The sequence below is a fragment of the Achromobacter sp. ACM01 genome, from assembly GCF_014851745.1.
GTDB classification, from domain to species: Bacteria; Pseudomonadota; Gammaproteobacteria; order Burkholderiales; family Burkholderiaceae_B; genus Achromobacter; species Achromobacter aegrifaciens.
Window position 1 is genome coordinate 36164 of sequence record NZ_JACVAF010000004.1, and the last position, 16799, is coordinate 52962.

Annotated in this window: 17 protein-coding genes; 2 read left to right on the forward strand and 15 right to left on the reverse strand. The window is 65.9% G+C overall.

Annotated features, from left to right (window positions below; translation table 11 throughout):
• Nucleotides 1–10: 10 nt before the first annotated feature.
• The 4 genes from IB268_RS20590 to IB268_RS20605 all read right to left on the reverse strand — a co-directional run bounded on the left by IB268_RS20590 (nt 11) and on the right by IB268_RS20605 (nt 2198).
• Complete coding sequence (locus IB268_RS20590) at nt 11–703, reverse strand: RNA polymerase sigma factor (protein WP_175160886.1); 693 nt, start codon at nt 701–703, stop codon at nt 11–13.
• 42 nt (nt 704–745) lie between these two features.
• Nucleotides 746–1099, reverse strand: coding sequence for a cupredoxin family copper-binding protein (locus IB268_RS20595; RefSeq protein WP_370540030.1), 354 nt, complete (start codon nt 1097–1099; stop codon nt 746–748).
• On the reverse strand, nt 1092–1619 hold the full coding sequence (locus IB268_RS20600) for a DUF4142 domain-containing protein (RefSeq protein ID WP_192354740.1): 528 nt from the start codon (nt 1617–1619) through the stop codon (nt 1092–1094). Before IB268_RS20600 ends, IB268_RS20595 begins: the two co-directional genes overlap by 8 nt.
• Nucleotides 1620–1736: 117 nt before the next feature.
• Nucleotides 1737–2198 (reverse strand): Lrp/AsnC family transcriptional regulator, encoded by a 462-nt coding sequence (locus IB268_RS20605; RefSeq protein ID WP_054457638.1) that lies wholly within the window; start codon nt 2196–2198, stop codon nt 1737–1739.
• Nucleotides 2199–2390: 192 nt separating this feature from the next.
• Between IB268_RS20605 and IB268_RS20610 the strand changes: the two genes are divergently transcribed.
• Both IB268_RS20610 and IB268_RS20615 read left to right on the forward strand, forming a co-directional pair.
• Nucleotides 2391–3035 (forward strand): LysE family translocator, encoded by a 645-nt coding sequence (locus IB268_RS20610; RefSeq protein WP_082401232.1) that lies wholly within the window; start codon nt 2391–2393, stop codon nt 3033–3035.
• Between the two features lie 43 nt (nt 3036–3078).
• The gene (locus IB268_RS20615; RefSeq protein ID WP_192354741.1) at nt 3079–3984 is read left to right on the forward strand and encodes a DMT family transporter; all 906 of its coding nucleotides are present in this window, start codon (nt 3079–3081) and stop codon (nt 3982–3984) included.
• Between the two features lie 31 nt (nt 3985–4015).
• Here IB268_RS20615 and IB268_RS20620 read toward each other — a convergent pair whose 3' ends face one another.
• The 11 genes from IB268_RS20620 to IB268_RS20670 form a co-directional block, all read right to left on the reverse strand.
• Entirely contained in the window at nt 4016–4591 is a 576-nt protein-coding gene (locus IB268_RS20620; protein ID WP_054457639.1) for a hypothetical protein, read from the reverse strand.
• Nucleotides 4592–4703: 112 nt separating this feature from the next.
• Nucleotides 4704–5684 (reverse strand): tripartite tricarboxylate transporter substrate binding protein, encoded by a 981-nt coding sequence (locus tag IB268_RS20625; protein WP_054457640.1) that lies wholly within the window; start codon nt 5682–5684, stop codon nt 4704–4706.
• 112 nt (nt 5685–5796) lie between these two features.
• On the reverse strand, nt 5797–6582 hold the full coding sequence (gene otnI / locus IB268_RS20630; protein WP_054457641.1) for a 2-oxo-tetronate isomerase: 786 nt from the start codon (nt 6580–6582) through the stop codon (nt 5797–5799).
• Between the two features lie 70 nt (nt 6583–6652).
• Complete coding sequence (locus IB268_RS20635) at nt 6653–7606, reverse strand: hydroxymethylglutaryl-CoA lyase (protein WP_175160876.1); 954 nt, start codon at nt 7604–7606, stop codon at nt 6653–6655.
• 11 nt (nt 7607–7617) lie between these two features.
• On the reverse strand, nt 7618–8808 hold the full coding sequence (locus IB268_RS20640) for a CaiB/BaiF CoA-transferase family protein (RefSeq protein WP_054457643.1): 1191 nt from the start codon (nt 8806–8808) through the stop codon (nt 7618–7620).
• Between the two features lie 10 nt (nt 8809–8818).
• Nucleotides 8819–9541, reverse strand: a complete 723-nt coding sequence (locus IB268_RS20645) for an ABC transporter ATP-binding protein (protein ID WP_054457644.1) — start codon at nt 9539–9541, stop codon at nt 8819–8821.
• A 9-nt stretch (nt 9542–9550) separates the two neighbouring features.
• Nucleotides 9551–11317 (reverse strand): ATP-binding cassette domain-containing protein, encoded by a 1767-nt coding sequence (locus IB268_RS20650; protein ID WP_175213076.1) that lies wholly within the window; start codon nt 11315–11317, stop codon nt 9551–9553.
• Nucleotides 11314–12228, reverse strand: a complete 915-nt coding sequence (locus IB268_RS20655; RefSeq protein ID WP_082401234.1) for a branched-chain amino acid ABC transporter permease — start codon at nt 12226–12228, stop codon at nt 11314–11316. The genes IB268_RS20650 and IB268_RS20655 overlap by 4 nt, the downstream gene beginning before the upstream one ends.
• A 78-nt stretch (nt 12229–12306) precedes the next feature.
• Nucleotides 12307–13509, reverse strand: a complete 1203-nt coding sequence (locus IB268_RS20660; RefSeq protein WP_175160872.1) for an ABC transporter substrate-binding protein — start codon at nt 13507–13509, stop codon at nt 12307–12309.
• Between the two features lie 43 nt (nt 13510–13552).
• The gene (locus IB268_RS20665; protein WP_192354742.1) at nt 13553–15184 is read right to left on the reverse strand and encodes a GMC family oxidoreductase; all 1632 of its coding nucleotides are present in this window, start codon (nt 15182–15184) and stop codon (nt 13553–13555) included.
• A 17-nt stretch (nt 15185–15201) separates the two neighbouring features.
• Nucleotides 15202–16671 carry an NAD-dependent succinate-semialdehyde dehydrogenase gene (locus IB268_RS20670; protein WP_175182025.1) on the reverse strand — a complete coding sequence of 490 codons (1470 nt, stop codon included), beginning with the start codon at nt 16669–16671 and terminating at the stop codon, nt 15202–15204.
• Nucleotides 16672–16799: the final 128 nt, after the last annotated feature.

A 16799-nucleotide genomic window follows, 5' to 3' on the forward strand; every position in this document is an offset into this window, starting at 1 on the left:
CAAAATTTACCTAGCTTTTGGAACACTCACCCAACCGCGCCAGCGTCCCCGCCACCACCCTGTCGCAATCATCCCCATCGAACTCAAACAGACTCTTCTCCATCACCCCCACATCCCGCACCAGCGCTTCGCGCAGCAGTGCGTTGGCGCGAAAGTGGCGGCTGCGGACGGTGGCCTCGGGGATGCCCAGGCAATGCGCCGTCTCCTCGACGGACAGCTCCTCGACCGAGCGCAATACGAACACGGTCCGGAACGAGACCGGCAAGGCGTCCAGCCGCGCTTCGAGCAGGCCCCTGAGCTCGGCTCGGGCAGCGGCGTGGTAAGGCGGGTTGAAGTCGTTGATGGTCATCGCATCAACCTCTTTCTCGATGTCGTCGGCGATGGGCAACAGCGCCTCGCGGCGGCTGTGCTTGCGCAGCCGGCCGTAGCATTCGTTGAGCAAGAGCCGTGTCAGCCAGGTGTACAGCGTCGACTCGCCGCGGAACGCGGCCATGTTCCGATAGGCTGCCAGGTAGGCTTCCTGCAAGGCATCTTCGGCGTCGGCATCGTTGCGCAGGGTGGCGCGCGCCAGGCGGTAGAGCCGCCGGTTGTGCCGCCGCATCATCAATTCGAATGCGGTCTGCTCGCCTGCCGCGATACGGTGCGCGAGCGCCAGGTCTTCATCCTCGGCCCGCCGTAACGCCAGCGCCGCAAGTGCAGTCATGAGTCTGACCTCCGCCATGCGTCATTGCGCAATCAAGGTGCCCTACATCGTCGGATGGAACAGGCAGACGTAGGCGCTGCTGCCCTCCTCCCGGACAGTGTAGGTCCAGGAGGCGCCGGCGGCGATAAGCCCTGAGTCGAACGCCTTGGAAACGGCGGTGGCGGTATGCGGGACCAGGTCCTTGTTGATCCACGTCACCTTGTCGCCCCGCTTGACGGTCAGCTCGGCGGGCATGAACTGCATCCCTTCGATGGTCACCACGTGTTCGGCCAGCCGGGTGCCGGCTGGGTTCTGTTGGGCGGCGGCCAACCCGCCCGCCAGCAACAGGCCCGCAGCCAGCGCGGCCAGGCTTGCGCGTCCGGACCCGCGCGCTCCGGGGGTCGTTCTTTCAGCCACCGTTGAGCCTCTTTTGCAGGGATTTGGCATGCTCCAGGTGCGCGATGAACGCGGGCCGCACCTTGACCAGCAAGGCCTTCAACTCCGCGTTGTGGGCGCCCGGAATCAGGGTCGTGTCCAGCGCCTGGATCACCGCCTCGTGATAGGCCACTTCGTGGTCCACATAAGCCTTGTCGAACGCGGCGCCGTTCATGCCCTTGAGCGCGGCAAGGTTCTTGTCGCCGCCCTGCTGCAGGCTGTCGCTGGTCGGGTTCGGTTCGGGGGTGACCTTCAGCTTCTGCACCAGTGCGTCGGCCGACTTGTTGACGGCGGCATGGTCGGTCACCATCAGCGTGGCGAACTCGCGGACATCCTTGTTGCCGGTCTTATCCTGCGCCAGCTTGCCGGCGTCGATGTCGACCTGGTTGGCCACCACCACGATCGCCGCGATCTGCGGATCCGTCGGCCCGTTGCCATGGGCAAATACCCCGCAGCTCACCAGGGCCAGCGCATAGAACCATCTTGCTTGAATCGCTTTCATCTCATCCCCCAAACCCTGGATGCAGGCGCGGCCGGAATGGCCAGGAATCTTGCCTGCTTATGGGGTTGGATGTCGCGAAAACGCGCCGCGTTCCGGCGCAGAAAACATACGGAGAAATCAGCCCACCGGCACCGCCATGCCGTACTTGGCGCGGTTCAGCACCACCAGCGTGGAAAAGCGCTTGACGTTGGGATTGCCCCAGAAATTGCGCTGGGCGAAGGCCTCGTATTCGGCCATGTCGCGCATGGTGATGGTCAGGACGAAGTCCACCTCGCCCGTCACCGACAGGCACTGCATGATTTCCGGCGCGGACTGCATGGCGCGCTTGAACTGGTCGAGCTTGTCGGCGCGTTCGCTCTCCAGCGTCACCAGCACGACCATCATGATGCCGCGGCCCACGGCGGCGGGATCGACCACGGAAACGTCACCCAGCACCACCTTGGATTCGCGCAGCCGCTTCATGCGGCGCAGGCAGGAAACCGGCGACAGGTTCACGCGCTGCGCGACTTCCTGGCTGGTGCGCTGGTTGTCTTCCTGCAGGCTTTGCAGGATCTGGAGGTCGAAATCGTCTAGTTCCATAAGGGTCTCGGAACGGCTGGAAACGGGCTGGAAAGGGCTCGCCAACAGATTCTAAGCCCGGTCACGCCGGAATCCGGCCCCATTTTGACGGGAAACTTCATTTCCGCGTCCCGCGATGCAGGAATTATTCAGCAGGCTTGCTTACACTGAGAGCCCTCTGCCCGCGCCGCGGGTACGTCCGCCCCTCGTATCATGCCGTCACTCCAGCTTTTCCTGCTGTTCCTCGCCGCAGACGCGGCGCTCAAGCTCACGCCCGGCCCCGACATGGCGCTGACCCTGTCCCGAGGCATGACGCAGGGCTTCCGGCCCGCCTTCCACAGTGTCCTGGGCAACGTCGCCGCCGGATTCATCCAGGTGCCGGCGGTGGTGCTGGGCCTGGCCTCGGTGCTGCAGGCGTTTCCGTCGCTGTTCATGGGCATCAAGGCAGCTGGCGGCCTGTACCTGGGCTACCTGGGCATCAAGGCCATCGTCCGCTGCGCGCGCTCGGCCGACGTATCGCTGGCCGCACGCCCCGGGGATGCGCGCGACGCCTTCTGGCAAGGATTCACGACCAATCTGCTGAACCCCAAGGTGTTGCTGTTCATGATCGCCTTCCTGCCGCAGTTCACCACGCCGGACAACGGGCCGGTCTGGGTGCAGATGCTGGTGCTGGGCGTGACGATGAAAGTGTTGAGCCTGCCCTACGGCAGTTTCTTTGCCTACGGCGCCTCGCGCATCCGCGGCTGGGTGGGGCGCAATCCCTGGTTCCTGCGCATGCAGCAAGGCCTGCTTGGCGCCGTCATGCTTGGGCTGGCGCTGTATGTGCTTTACTCCACCGCCGCACACCTGACGCCCTGAACCTGCCGCCGTTCCCTACGCATTCCGCTTTTCCGCCATCGCCATGACCGCCGCAACCCTGAATACCGGACGCAACGCGTCGTCCTCCACCCTGCTCCCCATCCTGTCGTTGATCAGCGCGATGGCCTCGCTATGCGTCGGCACCTCGTTCGCCAAGTCCCTCTTCCCGATGGTCGGCGCGCAGGGCACGACTGCCTACCGCATCGCCATCGGCGCGCTGATCCTGGTGGCGATCTGGCGCCCGTGGCGCTTTCCGCTGACGCGCCAGGCGGCAGCCAAGATCGCGCTGTATGGCGTGACGCTGGCCTGCATGAACCTGCTGTTCTACATGGCCTTGCGCACGCTGCCTCTGGGCGTGGCCATTGCCATCGAATTCATCGGCCCGTTGACCCTGGCGGTGGCGCTGTCGCGCCGCGCCATCGACTTCGTCTGGATCGGCTGCGCCATCGCCGGCCTGGTGCTGCTGATTCCCACGGGGCAATCGGTGCATGACCTGGATCCGGTCGGCATCGCCTTTGCGCTGGGTGCGGCGGTGTGCTGGGCGCTCTACATCATCTTCGGCAAGATGGCCGGCAACGTGCATGGCGGACAGGCCACGTCGCTTGGGCTGACCGCGGCGACGCTGGTGGCGCTGCCCATAGGTGCAGCGCATGCCGGCGCCGCCCTGCTGGATCCGACCCTGATCCTGGCCGGCATCGCGGTGGGCGTGCTATCCAGCGCCTTGCCCTATTCGCTGGAAATGGTGGCGTTGCGGCGCCTGCCGCAAAAGACCTTCGGCGTGCTGCTCAGCATGGAGCCCGCCATGGGCGCGCTGGCCGGCGTGATCGTACTGAACGAGCAGCTGTCGCAAACGCAATGGCTGGCCATCTGCGGGATCATCGTCGCTTCCGCAGGCTGCGCGGCCACCGCCCGCCGGCAAAACACCGCCCCCACGCCCGCGCCGGACTGAGCGCGGACGCGCGCCGCCGCCCAAGGCCGTTTCAGCCGAATCCGATCTCGCGGCGGGGCGGCGCCAGCGGATCGAAGTCTTCCCAGTGGTTGTTGCGCCAGCGGCCGTTGGCGTGTTCCACGTCCGCGCCGCCGGCATCGCGCAGGATGCGGCACGCCAGCATTTCGCGCTGCGGCCGCGTGCGCACGGCAACCATCACGCCGGCCTGCCGGATCTCGGCATGGGAATCAGGATTGAAGTGGCCATGCTGGGTGCTGCCGTGGCCCGTCACCCAAAGCGCGCCGAAGAGCGATCCCAGATAGGCGCCGACCCCGGCCGCGGCCAGGATCAGTGGCGTGGAATCGCTGATCTCGGACATCACGAACCCGCCAAACACCGCGAAACCTGCGCCCACCCCGCCCGCCCCCAGAAAAGCGCCGATATCGGCGCGTCCCGAGTCCGGGTCGGAACGGCGGTCGCCGCCCAAGGGGTAGCGGCCGTGCTCGCCGGCCGGATTGACGTAGAAGGTATTGATGTCCCAGTCTGGAAAACCGCTGGCGGACAGGCGCTCGGCCGCGGCGTTCGCCGCTTCGAAACCCTCGAACCGGGCTGCTACGATCAGAGACATGATGTGCTCCTTGCCCGGGCTGCCGGGCAGGATATACGTGTCTTTATCGTACGCCCGCGGCGCGGGCGCGAACGCGCCGGTTACACCTTGCGGCGGCTGTTACCGTCCGCCGTCAGTTGGCGGAAATGTTCTTGCTCCGGATCACCGCGCCCCAACGCTCGTATTCCTTGCGCGCATAGTCCGCGAAGGCCTGCGGCGTGCTGCCCGTGGGCTCCATGCCCTGCAGCTTCAATTGCTCGGCCACCTCTGGCGAACGCAAGGCCTGCTCGATGGCCCGGCTGAGTTTCTCCACCACCGGCGCCGGCGTGCCCGCGGGCGCCACCACGCCCTGCCAGGCAGCAGCCTCGAATGCCGGGCCGCCCGCCTCGGCGAAGGTCGGCACCTGGGGCAATTGCCCGGAGCGCTGCGCGGCCGGCACCGCGATGGCGCGCAGCTTGCCCGCCTGGATCAGCGGGCGGGCGGCGGCCAGATCGGCCATCATCATCGGCACCACGCCGGACGCCACGTCCTGCAGGGCGGGCGGCGTGCCCTTGTAGGGAATGGCCGTGGCGCGGCCCTGGACGGTATCCAGGAACAGCTCCATGGCCAGGTGATGGGGGCTGCCCACGCCCAGGGACGCATAGCTGCCCGGTTTGTCGCGCTTGAGGTATGCCTTCACGTCGGCCAGCGTATGCATCTGGGTATCGGGCGACACCACCAGCACGATGGGCAGCGACACGAGCGTGGAAACGGGGGTCAGGTCCTTCCCTGGATCGTAGGGCAGCTTCTGATACAGCCAGGGGTTCAGCGCCAGGGTGCTCATCCCCGCCGTCAGCAGGGTGTAGCCGTCAGGCGCGGCGCGGGCGGTTTCCTGGGCGGCGACGATCGTGGCCGCGCCCGGACGGTTTTCCACCACCACCGGCTGGCCCAGCGCGTCGCCCACGTGCTTGGCGACGATGCGGGTGGCGATGTCGCTACCCCCGCCCGCGCTGAACGGCACCAGCCAGCGGATCGGATGATCGGGAAACCCGGCCGCCGCAGCCTGGCCCGGGACGATTGCAGCCCCTGCCAGCGCCGCCGCCAGCAAGGCGCGATGCAGTATGCCTTTGAACATGTGCGCTCTCCTCGCCTGCCTATTTATTTAACATATTAATGATTTATTATCGGACGCAGGACGCTGGCGCACATCACAGGAAAAACCCGCAGTCCAAGCATCAGGACCGGCGTCAGGTGCGCGCGGCGGCCAGCCAGCGCAAGCCGGCCGACGTGCCGGCGGCCGGCCGGTACTCGCAGCCTATCCAGCCGCCGTATTCCAGTTCGCGCAGCACATTGAACACCCAGCCATAGTCCAGTTCGCCACGGTCAGGCTCCTGGCGCAGCGGCACGCCGGCGATCTGCAGATGGCCGACCCGCCCCGTGGGCAGGTATTCGCGCAGCTTCATGGTGAGGTCGCCCTCGACGATCTGGCAGTGGTAGAGATCCATCTGCACTTTCAGGTTGGACGCATTGACCGCCTGCACCACGGCATGCGCCTCGTCCTGGCGGTTCAGGAAATAGCCGGGTATGTCGCGGGTGTTGATGGGTTCGATCAACACGGTGACCCCCGCCGAACGCGCCTGGCGCGCGGCCCAGTCCAGGTTCTCGCGATAGCAATCCAGCATGGCCTCGCGCGATGCGCCGGGTTGGACCAGGCCCGCCATCACATGGAGATTCGGGCAGGCCAGCGCGGTAGCGTAGGACAGCGCCTGTTCGATGCCCGCCTGGAATTCCGCCTGCCGTCCCGGTTGCGCGGCCAGTCCGCGATCGCCGCGGGCGGCCACGCCGGGCGGCGCGTTGAAGAGCACCTGCGTCACGCCGGCTGCGTCCATGCGTTCGCGCACGAAGGCGGCCGGAGCCTCGTAGGGAAACATGCATTCCACGCCGGCGTACCCGTCCGCCGCAGCGGCCGCGTAGCGGTCCAGGAACGCGTGTTCCGTGTACATCATCGAAAGATTGGCGGCGAACTTCAACATGGCGGAGGCTCCGGACCGGGCGGCATGCATGGAAATTAGCACAACCGCCCGCCCCGCCATCGCCGCAGCGCTAGGCGCCGAAGTCGGGCGCCGGGTGCAGGGTCAGCCGCGGTCCCGCCTTGAGCAGCTGGCTGGGAATGTCGTGCCCCACCAGCGCGGGCAAGGTCGCCGATACGCCAAGTATGGCGTCCAGGTCCACGCCGGTGTCGTAGCCCATCAGTTCCAGCATGTGCACCAGTTCCTCGGTGCAGACGTTGCCGCTGGCCCCCGGCGCGTACGGGCAGCCGCCCAATCCGCCCAGCGATGCGTCGAAGCGGTCGATGCCGGCCTCGATGGCCATCAGCGTATTGGCCAGCGCCATGCCGCGCGTGTTGTGGAAGTGCATGGTGGTGGTCAGTCCCGGGAACAGCTTGCGGACCTCGCGCCCGATTTTGCCGACCTGCGTGGGATAGGCCATGCCGGTGGTGTCGCACAGCGTCACCCCGTCCACCCCCAGCGCCGCGAAGCGTCCCACCAGTTCGAACACCTCGAAGGCATTGATGTCGCCTTCCATCGGGCAGCCGAACACTGTGGACAGAGATACGTTGATGGCGACGCGGCTGCCGCGCACCGCATTGACCACATCGCTCAATTGCTCGAACGACTGCTCCCGCGTCATGCGCAGGTTGGCGCGGTTATGGGTCTCGCTGACCGACATCACCAGGTTGATCTCGTCCACCTTGCACTCCAGCGCCCGCTGCGCGCCGCGCACATTGGGCACCAGCACGGTGTAGACGACGTCCGGATTGCGCTCGATCTCGTGCATCACGATCTCGGCGTCGCGCAAGGCGGGAATGGCCTTGGGCGAGGTAAAGGACGTGGCCTCGATCTTGGCGAATCCGCTGGCGGACAGCCGGTTGATGAAGGCAATCTTGTCCTGGGTTTCGATGAACTGCTTTTCGTTCTGGAAGCCGTCGCGCGGCGCGACTTCCTGGATGTACAGCCGCGGGCGGCTGGCAGTGGTTCCGGGGTTGGTCACATTCATGGCTGCCTTCCTCAGATGATGCCGCGCGCGCGCCAGTCCTGGCGCTGCGCCTCGCCTATGCCCAGCCCGGCCAGCACCTGGTCGGTGTCCTGGCCCAGGGCGGGCGCCGGGCTGCGCACTTCGCCCGGAGTTTCCGACAGCTTGGGCACGATGCCCGGCACCTGCACGGGCGTGCCGTCAGGCAGCGTGCCGTCCAGGATCATGCCGCGCGCCTGGTAGTGCGGGTCGGCCGCGATATCGGCCACGTCATAGATCTTGCCCGCGGGAATCTGGCCGTCATTCAAGCGCTCCAGCACCAGGTCCAGCGGATGCTGGCCGGTCCATTGCGAAATCGCGTCGTCAAGCATGACCACGTGCTTCACGCGCCCGGCGTTGTTCGCCAGTTCCGGCGCATCGGCCAGATCGGGCCGGCCGATCACGCCCATCAGGCGCTTGAAGATGCTGTCGCCATTGCCGGCGATCAGCACGTACTTGTTGTCCTGGCAGCGGTAAGCATTGCTGGGCGCGATGCCCGGCAGGCTGCTGCCGGCCGGCTGGCGGATTTCGCCGAACACCGAATACTCGGGCAGCAGGCTCTCCATCATGTTGAAGACGGATTCATACAGCGCCACATCGATCATCTGGCCCGTGCCATTCTGGTCGCGCGCGCGCAGCGCCAGCAGGATGCCGATGACGCCGTGCAACGCCGACAGCGAATCGCCGATGGACACGCCCACGCGCACCGGCGTGCGGTCAGGCTCGCCGCTGAGGTGGCGCAGGCCGCCCATGGCCTCGCCGATGGCGCCGAACCCGGGCAGATCGCGGTACGGACCCGTCTGGCCGTAGCCGGACACGCGCAGCATCACCAGCCGCGGGTTGATGGCGCGCAGTTCTTCCCAGCCCAGGCCCCAGCCTTCCATGGTGCCGGGCTTGAAGTTCTCGACCACCACGTCGATGTCCTTGACCAGGGACCGGATCAGGTCCTGCGCCTCGGGCTTGCGCAGGTCCAGGCTGACCGACTTCTTGTTGCGCGACTGCACTTGCCACCAGACGGAAGTGCCGTCGTGGATCAGGCGCCAGTTGCGTAGCGGATCGCCCTTGCCGGGCGGTTCGATCTTTATGACCTCGGCGCCGAATTCGCCCAGCATCTTGGCGGCGAACGGTCCGGCGATCAGCTGGCCCAACTCCAGCACTCGGATCCCGCTCAATGGTTTGGATGACATGATTGCCTCGTCAGCTCTTGTGTTTGCCCAGATAGGCCTCGCGCACGCGCTCGCTGGCCAACAACTCCTGGCCCGTGCCCTCCATCACGATGGAGCCCACTTCCAGGACATATGCGCGGTCGGAGATCGCCAACGCCTGGTTGGCCATCTGTTCGACCAGCAGGATCGTCATGCCGCGCTCTTTCAGCGACTTGATGATCTTGAAGATCTCGGCCACGATCAGCGGCGCCAGTCCGAGCGAGGGCTCGTCCAGCATCAGGATGCGCGGCTTGCTCATCAAGGCGCGGCAGATGGCCAGCATCTGCTGTTCGCCGCCAGAAAGCGTGCCCGCGTATTGCGCACGGCGCTCCTTCAGGCGCGGGAACATCGCAAAGCACTGCTCGATCTCCGCAGCCAGTTCAGCGGGCGATTCCTTGCGCAGGAACGCACCCAGCATCAGGTTGTCGTAGACGGTCTGGTCGGGGAACACCTGGCGCCCTTCCGGCACGTGGGCGATACCCAGCCCCACCCGCTTGTGCGCGCTGATCCCGCCCAGATCCTGCCCGGCGAACGCGATGTCGCCAGTGGATTTTTCGATGCCCGACAGCGCGCGCATCATGGTGCTCTTGCCCGCACCGTTGCCACCGATGATGGTCACGATCTCGTTCGTGTCCACATGCAGCGACACCTGCTTCAGGGCATTGACGGCGCCATAGCTGACCGCCAGGTTCTTGATGTCCAGTAAACGGCTCATTGCGGTCTCCTATGCCGGCGCGCCCAGGTAGGCTTCGATGACTTTCGGATTCTCCTGGATGTGGTTCGGCAGGCCCGAAGCGATCTTCACGCCGTAGTCCAGCACCACGATATGGTCGGAAATGGCCATGACCAGATCCATGTGGTGCTCGATCAGCAGGATGGTCAGGCCCATGTTCTTGAGCTTCACGATCAGGTCCGTAAGCTGGTCGGTTTCCGCAGGATTCAGGCCTGCGGCAGGCTCGTCCAGCAACAGCAGGTCCGGCATGGCCGCCACCGCGCGGGCGATTTCCAGGCGGCGCTGCAGGCCGTAAGGCAGGCTGTTGGCGGCATCGTCCGCGTAGCGATCCAGCTCGAAAAACCGGAGAATGGCATAGGCCTGGCGGCGGATGCGCCGCTCTTCGGCCAGACTGCCGGGCAAGCCCAGCAGGTTGGAGAAGAAGCTGGACTTCTGCACCCGGTAGAAACCCACCATCACGTTCTCCAGCGCGCTCAGCCCGTCGAACAGCTTCAGGTTCTGGAACGTGCGGCCAATGCCGGACGCAGCGATCTCATTGGGAGACAAGCCGACCATCTGGCGGTTCTTGAAGCGGATGCTGCCGGCGTCCGGCACCACCAGGCCAGACAGCAGGTTCAGGGTGGTGGTCTTGCCGGCGCCATTGGGGCCGATCAGCGACACGACGGAACCGCGCTCCAGCGAGAACGACACCTTGTTGGTAGGCACCACGCCGCCGAAGGCCTTGTACAGGTCCTTCACTTCCAGGAAGCCGGACGCCGCGCCGCCGCGGTCGGCAGGAGGCGCCGGCGTCCAGTCGGCGGCGCCCGCCTCGGCAGCCAGCGCCTCGCGCTGGCCGCGCTTGGGCAGCACCTTGGCCAGCAGGCCCGCCAGCCCTTCCGGCATGGCGTACAGCGCGAACAGCAGGATCAGACCATAGGCGAAATGCTGCACTTCCGGCCAGCGCGCCAGCATGGCGTCGATCACCGTCAGCACCACCGCGCCCAGGAAAGAGCCCCCCGGCGTGCGGCCGCCGAACAGCACCAGCACCAGGAAGAACACCGACAGGTTGAAATTGACGAAGTCCGAATTGATGTACTGGTTCTGCTGCGCCACCAGGCCGCCCGCGATGCCGCAGGTGATGGCGCTGATGGCGAAGGCCAGGATCTTGAAGCGGTAAACGCTGATGCCCACGCTCTCCGCCGCAATCTCGGACGTGCGCACCGCGGCGAAGCCGCGGCCGAAACGGCCGTTCAACAGCAGCGAGGTCATGGCGTGCAGCGCCAGGCCCAGCACCACGACCACCACCACCCATTGGCGGCTGTCCAGCGTGGCGCCGCCGAAGGTCAGGCCGGTGATGCCATAGAAGCCTTCCTGGCCCTTGAACACGTCGGTCCATTCGGACACGATCTTTTCGATCAGAAGGCCAAAGGCGATGGTCACCATCGCCAGGCTCGGCCCCTTGACCTTCAGCGCCGGAATGGCGATCACCACGCCGAAGACCGCTGAAACAACCGCGGCGCAGCCCAGCGCCAGCCAGGGATCGACCTGGTAGTTCACGGTCAGGAGCGCCACCGTGTAGGCGCCGACGCCGAACAGGCCGGCATGGCCCAGCGACTTCTGCCCGGTCTGGCCGACCAGGATGTTGAAGCCGGTGGCAGCGATGTAATAGACCCCGATGTTGAACAGGATCAGCAGATAGAAGTCATTCAGGCCCGAATAGGCGTAGCCGATGGCAAGCGCCGCGATGACCAGCGGAATGAGGATTTTGGAGAGCTTCATACTTTCTCCGCATGCACGCGACCGAGGATGCCGGCCGGGCGGAAATACAGCACCACGATGATCAGCGCGAACACCGCGATCTCGCGCAGGTTCGAATACCAGAGGCCGATCAGCGATTCCAGCAGCCCGATCAGAAAGCCGCCAAAAATGCAGCCGCGCGGATTCTCCAGCCCGCCCAGGATTGCGGCCGAAAAGGCCTTGAGCGACAGCAGCGTGCCCACGAACACCGAGGCGGTGGCAATCGGCGCGACCATGACGCCGGCGATCGCGGCCAGCGCCGAACTGATTGCGAACACGGCAATCGCAACCGCGTTGGCATTGATGCCCATCAGGCTGGCGGCGGTCTTGCTGAACGCCACCGCGCGCACCGCCTTGCCCATCTTGGTCTTGTGCAAGGCCCAGTCGAACACGATCATCAGCGCCAGCGTGGTGCCGAACACCAGGATTTCCTGCGGCCGCACGCCGGTACCCAGGACCGTGATGATGCCCTCGCCCAGCGGCGACGCCACCGCGATGGGCGCCGGGCCCCAGACCAGCAGCGCCAGGTTCTGGATGATGATGCCAAAGCCGATGGTGCTCATCACCCAGGACAGCCCCGCCTCGCCCACGAAGTGGCGGATGGCGGTGATGTAGAGCACGTAGCCCAGCAGGCTCAGGACCAGCATGGCGGCCAGCAGGGCGAACAGGAACGTGCCCCAGGTTACGTCCTCCGGATTCGGAAAACCGATCAGCTTGCCCTGGCTGACCAGCAGGATGGCGCTGATGCCGATCAGGCCGGCCAGCGCCAGGAATGCGCCCTGTCCGAAGTTGAAGGTCTTGGTCGTGGTGTACGTGATGCTGAACCCGAACGCGACCAGGGCATAGACGCTGCCCATGGCCAGCCCGCTCAAGATGGCTTGTAGTATTTGCATGCTGGATGCCCCCCTATTGACGACTCCCCGGCGCGCCTCCGCGCACCGGGGAGAGATCTTTCTCGTTGCCGCGCCTTCTTACAGCTTCAGGTCTTCCGGCTTGATGGCGCGGGTGTATTCGTCATCCACCGACACCACCTTGCCGTCGATCCAGCGCACCAGGCGGAAGTCCTTCACCGACAGGGCTTCGTGGTTTTCCGCTGTGAACGGCTTCTCGTAGGTCTTGATGACGCCCTTGGCCTGCGCCAGGTTCTGCAGCGCGGCTTGCACGGCTTCGCCTTCGGTCGACTTGGCCTGCTCCATGGCGGCGGCGATGAGCTTGACCGAGTCATAGGCCTGCGCGGCCATGACGTAGGTCGGCACGCGGCCGTCGCGCTTCATCAGCGTGTCATACAGCGCCTTGGACTCGGGCGAGGAGTCTTCGGTGATCGAAGCCGTGAAGATCATCTTGCTGGCCAGCTCGGGACCCGCGATGCGCAGGAACGGCGAGCTCAGGTTGGCCCAGGAAGCCAGCGTGGTCGGGAAGTAGCTGATCTTCTCCAGGCTGCGCATGACGTGCGCGTTGGAATCCGCCAGCGCGTAGACGATCAGCGTGTCGGCGCCCGAACTCTTGATCTTGTTCAGCTGCGACGACATGTCCGTGTCCTTGGGACCGAACTTCTCGTTGGCCACGGGCGTGATCTTGTGCAGCGCCAGGATCTCGACCGCGTCCTTGGCGCCTTGCTGGCCGTAGCCGGTGGTGTCGGCGATGATGGCGACCTTGCCGTTCTTGCTGGCGCGGGCGGCGTAGGCCGCCAGCAGCGCGATCTGGTCGCGGTCGCGCATGGACACGCGGAACACGTAGTTGGCGGGCGACTTGGCGTAGCGGCCGGTGATGTCGGTGGCGGTGGCCACGGGCGAGATCGTCGGAATCTTCTTCTGCTGCACCAGGTGCAGCCAGGCCAGCATGTTGCCGGAGTTGACCCCGCCCAGCATGGCGTTGACCTTGACGTTGTCGACCAGTTCGTTGGTGTTCTGGATGGCCTTGGGCGGCGCGCCAACATCATCGCGCTCGACGATGACGACCTTCTTGCCCAGCACGCCGCCAGCCGCGTTCAGCTCATCGGCCGCCTGGCGCGCGCCGGCCAGCGCGGAAATGCCGAAGTCCGCCGAGCCGGTGGCAGACATGTCGCTGTTGAAGCCGATCTTGATGTCGTCGGCCAGCGCGGCGCCGCTGGCGCCCGCCAGCGCCGCCGCCAGCAGCAGGGACTTCATGGTCTTGGGGAAATGCTTGAAGTACATCTTGTCTCCTTCTGGATCACTCTGGTGACCGCTGATTGGCAATTCAGGATTGTTTGATGAGGTCGGCGGCCTTGTTGCCGATCATCATGGTGGCCGCGCAGATGTTGGCCGATGGCATGGCCGGCATCACCGAGGAATCGATGACGCGCAGATTGCCCACGCCGTGCACCCGCAACTGCGGGTCGACCACTGCGTACTTGTCATCGGCCTGGCCCATGCGGGCAGTGCCGTTGACGTGATACGACGACACGCCATAGCGGCGCGCGAAGTCCAGCAATTCGGAATCGGATTCGCACAGCGGACCGGGCAGCACTTCGCTGTCGAAATACTGCGAAAGCGCCTGCGAACGCAGCAGCTGACGCGCCAATCGGATGCCGCGTACCAGCGTCATCTGGTCGCGCTCGTTTTCGAGGTAGTTGGCCAGGATCACGGGGTCCTGCAGCGGGTCCGCCGAACGGATGCGCACCTGGCCGCGGCTCTCGGGCCGGTGCTGCCAGACGCCCGCGGTCATGCCGGGGAAGTCATCCAGCATGCCCACATAGCCTTCCTTGTAGCTGGCGGGCGTGAACACGCCCTGCAGGTCAGGCAAGGCGAGGTCAGGCGTGGACTTCCAGAAGTAATGCAGCAGCGACGGGCTCAGCGCCATGATGCTGGGACGCTTCATCATCCAGCGGCTGATCTGGCCGGCCAGGCTCAGGCCCTTGACCAGCTGGTTCATGGTCTGGCTGTTCTTCACGCGCGCCACGACCCGCACCGAATAGTGGTCGCTCAGGTTTTCCCCCACGCCCGGCAGGTCGCACACCACGCCGATGTTGTGCTGGCGCAGCAGGTCCGCCGGTCCCAGGCCCGACAGCTGCAGCAGCTTGGGCGTGTTGATTGCGCCGCAGGACACGATCACTTCGCGGCGCGCGCGCACCGCGCGGACCTGCGAAGGGTGGGCCGGGTGGCAATAGGCCACGCCAGCAGCCTTGCCGCCATCGAACAGGATGCGGGTTGCCTGCGCGTAGGTACGCACTTCCAGGTTCTTGCGGCCCATGGCGGGCTTGAGGAAGCACTTGGCCGTGCTCATGCGCCAGCCGCGGTCGATGGTGCGCTGGAAGTAGCCCACGCCGGCCTGATCCGCGCCGTTGTAGTCGGGGTTGCGCGGGATGCCCTGTTCCACCGCGCCGGCGATGAAGGCCTCGCACAGCGGGTGGATCCAGTCTATGTCCGTGACCGGCAGTTCGCCCTTGCGGCCGCGGTAGCGGTCGTCGCCGCCCACGCGCCGTTCCATGGACTTGAAGTACGGCAGCACCTCGTCATAGGACCAGCCGGTATTGCCCAGCGCGGCCCAGTGGTCGAAGTCGGCCGCCTGGCCGCGGTTGTAGACCAGGCCGTTGATGGAAGTAGACCCGCCCAAGGTTCGGCCCTGCGGAATCGGCACGCGCCGTCCGTTGGTCTGCGCCGTGCCTTCGCTGGAGAACTGCCAGGCGTACTTCTTGTTGAAGACCGCCTTGATGAAGCCGGCGGGTATGTGCAGGTAGGGACTGCGGTCCGGCGGGCCGGCCTCCAGCACGCAGACCGTCGAGCCGTCCGCGCTCAGGCGGTTGGCCAGGATGGAGCCGGCCGCGCCGGATCCCACGATCACATAGTCGAACTGATCCGCGTCGCGGAGGGAAGGCTGTGCTTGGCTCATGTCTGGATCCGCGGGCGTCAGGGAATCGCGTTGAACGACTTGCCGGCAAGGCAGACGTACTTGATTTCCAGGAACTCTTCGATGCCGTACTTGGAACCCTCGCGGCCCACGCCCGACTCCTTGATGCCGCCGAAGGGGCCGACCTCATTGGACACGGCGCCGGTGTTCACGCCGACAATGCCGTATTCCAGCCCTTCCATCATGCGCCAGACCCGCTCCAGGTTGGCGGTGTAGAAATAGGCGGCCAGGCCCGAGGCACTATCGTTGGCGCGCGCCAGCACGGCGGCTTCGGATTCGAAGGTACTGATGCCCACCACCGGGCCGAAGATCTCTTCGTGCGCCAGCTCCATGGCATCCGTGATGCCGGCCAGCAGGGTCGGCTCATACAGCAGCGTGCCCGGCTCGCGCAGCTTGCCGCCCGCCAGGAGGCGCGCGCCGCGCGCCGTGGCGTCGTCCACCAGGCGGGCCACCTTGTCCACCGCGCGCTGGTCGATCAGCGGTCCTTGCGTAACGCCTTCTTCCAGCCCGCCGCCCACCTTCATGCGGCGCATTTCCGCCAGCAGCTTGTCGTTGAAGGCGTCTGCGACGCTGGCATGGACGTAGACGCGGTTGGCGCATACGCAGGTCTGGCCGGCGTTGCGGAACTTGGACTGCACCAGGCCTTGCACGGCCTCGTCCAGATCGGCGTCCTCGAACACGATGAAGGGCGCGTTGCCGCCCAGTTCCAGCGACAGCTTCTTGATGTTGGAAGCGCTTTGCTGCATCAGCAGCCGGCCCGTCTGGGTGGAACCGGTGAAGGTCAGCTTGCGCACCGTGGGGTTCTGCGTCAGCTCCGTGCCGATGGGCGCGGGGTCGCCGATGACCACGTTGAGCACGCCGGGCGGGATGCCGGCCTGCTCGCCCAGCCAGGCCAGCGCCAGCGCAGTGAACGGCGTCAGCTCGGACGGCTTGAGCACCACCGTGCAACCGGCGGCCAGCGCCGGACTGACCTTGCGCGTGACCAGGGCCGAGGGAAAGTTCCAGGCGATGATCGCCGCGCACACGCCCACGGGTTGCCGGATGGCCAGCATGCGCTGGTCGCCGCGGGTATGGGGCAGCACGTCGCCATACACGCGCTTGGCCTCTTCCGCGAACCATTCGACGAAGGACAAGGCGTAATTCAGCTCGCCGCGGGCTTCGGCCAGCGGCTTGCCCTGCTCCAGCGTCAGCAGCAGCGCCAGGTCGTCGGCGTGCGCCTCGATCAGGGCATGCCATTTCCGCAGGATGGCGCCGCGCTCCTTGCCCGTCCTGGCCCGCCAGGCCGGCAGGGCGTCATCGGCGGCCGCGATGGCGCGGGCCGTCTCGGCCTGGCCCAGATTAGGCACCGTACCCAGCACGCTGGCGTCAAAGGGATTGCGCACCGTAATGGTGGCGCCATTGTCGGCGTCGCACCAGGCGCCGCCGATGTAGGCCTGCTGCCGCAGCAGCTGGCTATTCTGCAGATTCATTTGTCTCGCGCTCCATCCATCATGCTCCGCACGGTCCGCGCTGGGGGGCCGGGCGAAATTTTTTGGGGAGGATAGCCCTGGCGCCCGCCTGCGCAACAGCAGTCATTAGCGATGCCGCCATCACCATC

What these genes read in the sequence shown, in the direction of transcription:
- IB268_RS20590 (WP_175160886.1), bottom strand. Translation starts at nt 703, where the DNA reads ATGACTGCACTTGCGGCGCTGGCGTTACGGCGGGCCGAGGATGAAGAC.
- IB268_RS20600 (WP_192354740.1), bottom strand. Translation starts at nt 1,619, where the DNA reads ATGAAAGCGATTCAAGCAAGATGGTTCTATGCGCTGGCCCTGGTGAGC.
- IB268_RS20605 (WP_054457638.1), bottom strand. Translation starts at nt 2,198, where the DNA reads ATGGAACTAGACGATTTCGACCTCCAGATCCTGCAAAGCCTGCAGGAA.
- IB268_RS20610 (WP_082401232.1), top strand. Translation starts at nt 2,391, where the DNA reads ATGCCGTCACTCCAGCTTTTCCTGCTGTTCCTCGCCGCAGACGCGGCG.
- IB268_RS20615 (WP_192354741.1), top strand. Translation starts at nt 3,079, where the DNA reads ATGACCGCCGCAACCCTGAATACCGGACGCAACGCGTCGTCCTCCACC.
- IB268_RS20620 (WP_054457639.1), bottom strand. Translation starts at nt 4,591, where the DNA reads ATGTCTCTGATCGTAGCAGCCCGGTTCGAGGGTTTCGAAGCGGCGAAC.
- IB268_RS20625 (WP_054457640.1), bottom strand. Translation starts at nt 5,684, where the DNA reads ATGTTCAAAGGCATACTGCATCGCGCCTTGCTGGCGGCGGCGCTGGCA.
- otnI (WP_054457641.1), bottom strand. Translation starts at nt 6,582, where the DNA reads ATGTTGAAGTTCGCCGCCAATCTTTCGATGATGTACACGGAACACGCG.
- IB268_RS20635 (WP_175160876.1), bottom strand. Translation starts at nt 7,606, where the DNA reads ATGAATGTGACCAACCCCGGAACCACTGCCAGCCGCCCGCGGCTGTAC.
- IB268_RS20640 (WP_054457643.1), bottom strand. Translation starts at nt 8,808, where the DNA reads ATGTCATCCAAACCATTGAGCGGGATCCGAGTGCTGGAGTTGGGCCAG.
- IB268_RS20645 (WP_054457644.1), bottom strand. Translation starts at nt 9,541, where the DNA reads ATGAGCCGTTTACTGGACATCAAGAACCTGGCGGTCAGCTATGGCGCC.
- IB268_RS20650 (WP_175213076.1), bottom strand. Translation starts at nt 11,317, where the DNA reads ATGAAGCTCTCCAAAATCCTCATTCCGCTGGTCATCGCGGCGCTTGCC.
- IB268_RS20655 (WP_082401234.1), bottom strand. Translation starts at nt 12,228, where the DNA reads ATGCAAATACTACAAGCCATCTTGAGCGGGCTGGCCATGGGCAGCGTC.
- IB268_RS20660 (WP_175160872.1), bottom strand. Translation starts at nt 13,509, where the DNA reads ATGTACTTCAAGCATTTCCCCAAGACCATGAAGTCCCTGCTGCTGGCG.
- IB268_RS20665 (WP_192354742.1), bottom strand. Translation starts at nt 15,184, where the DNA reads ATGAGCCAAGCACAGCCTTCCCTCCGCGACGCGGATCAGTTCGACTAT.
- IB268_RS20670 (WP_175182025.1), bottom strand. Translation starts at nt 16,671, where the DNA reads ATGAATCTGCAGAATAGCCAGCTGCTGCGGCAGCAGGCCTACATCGGC.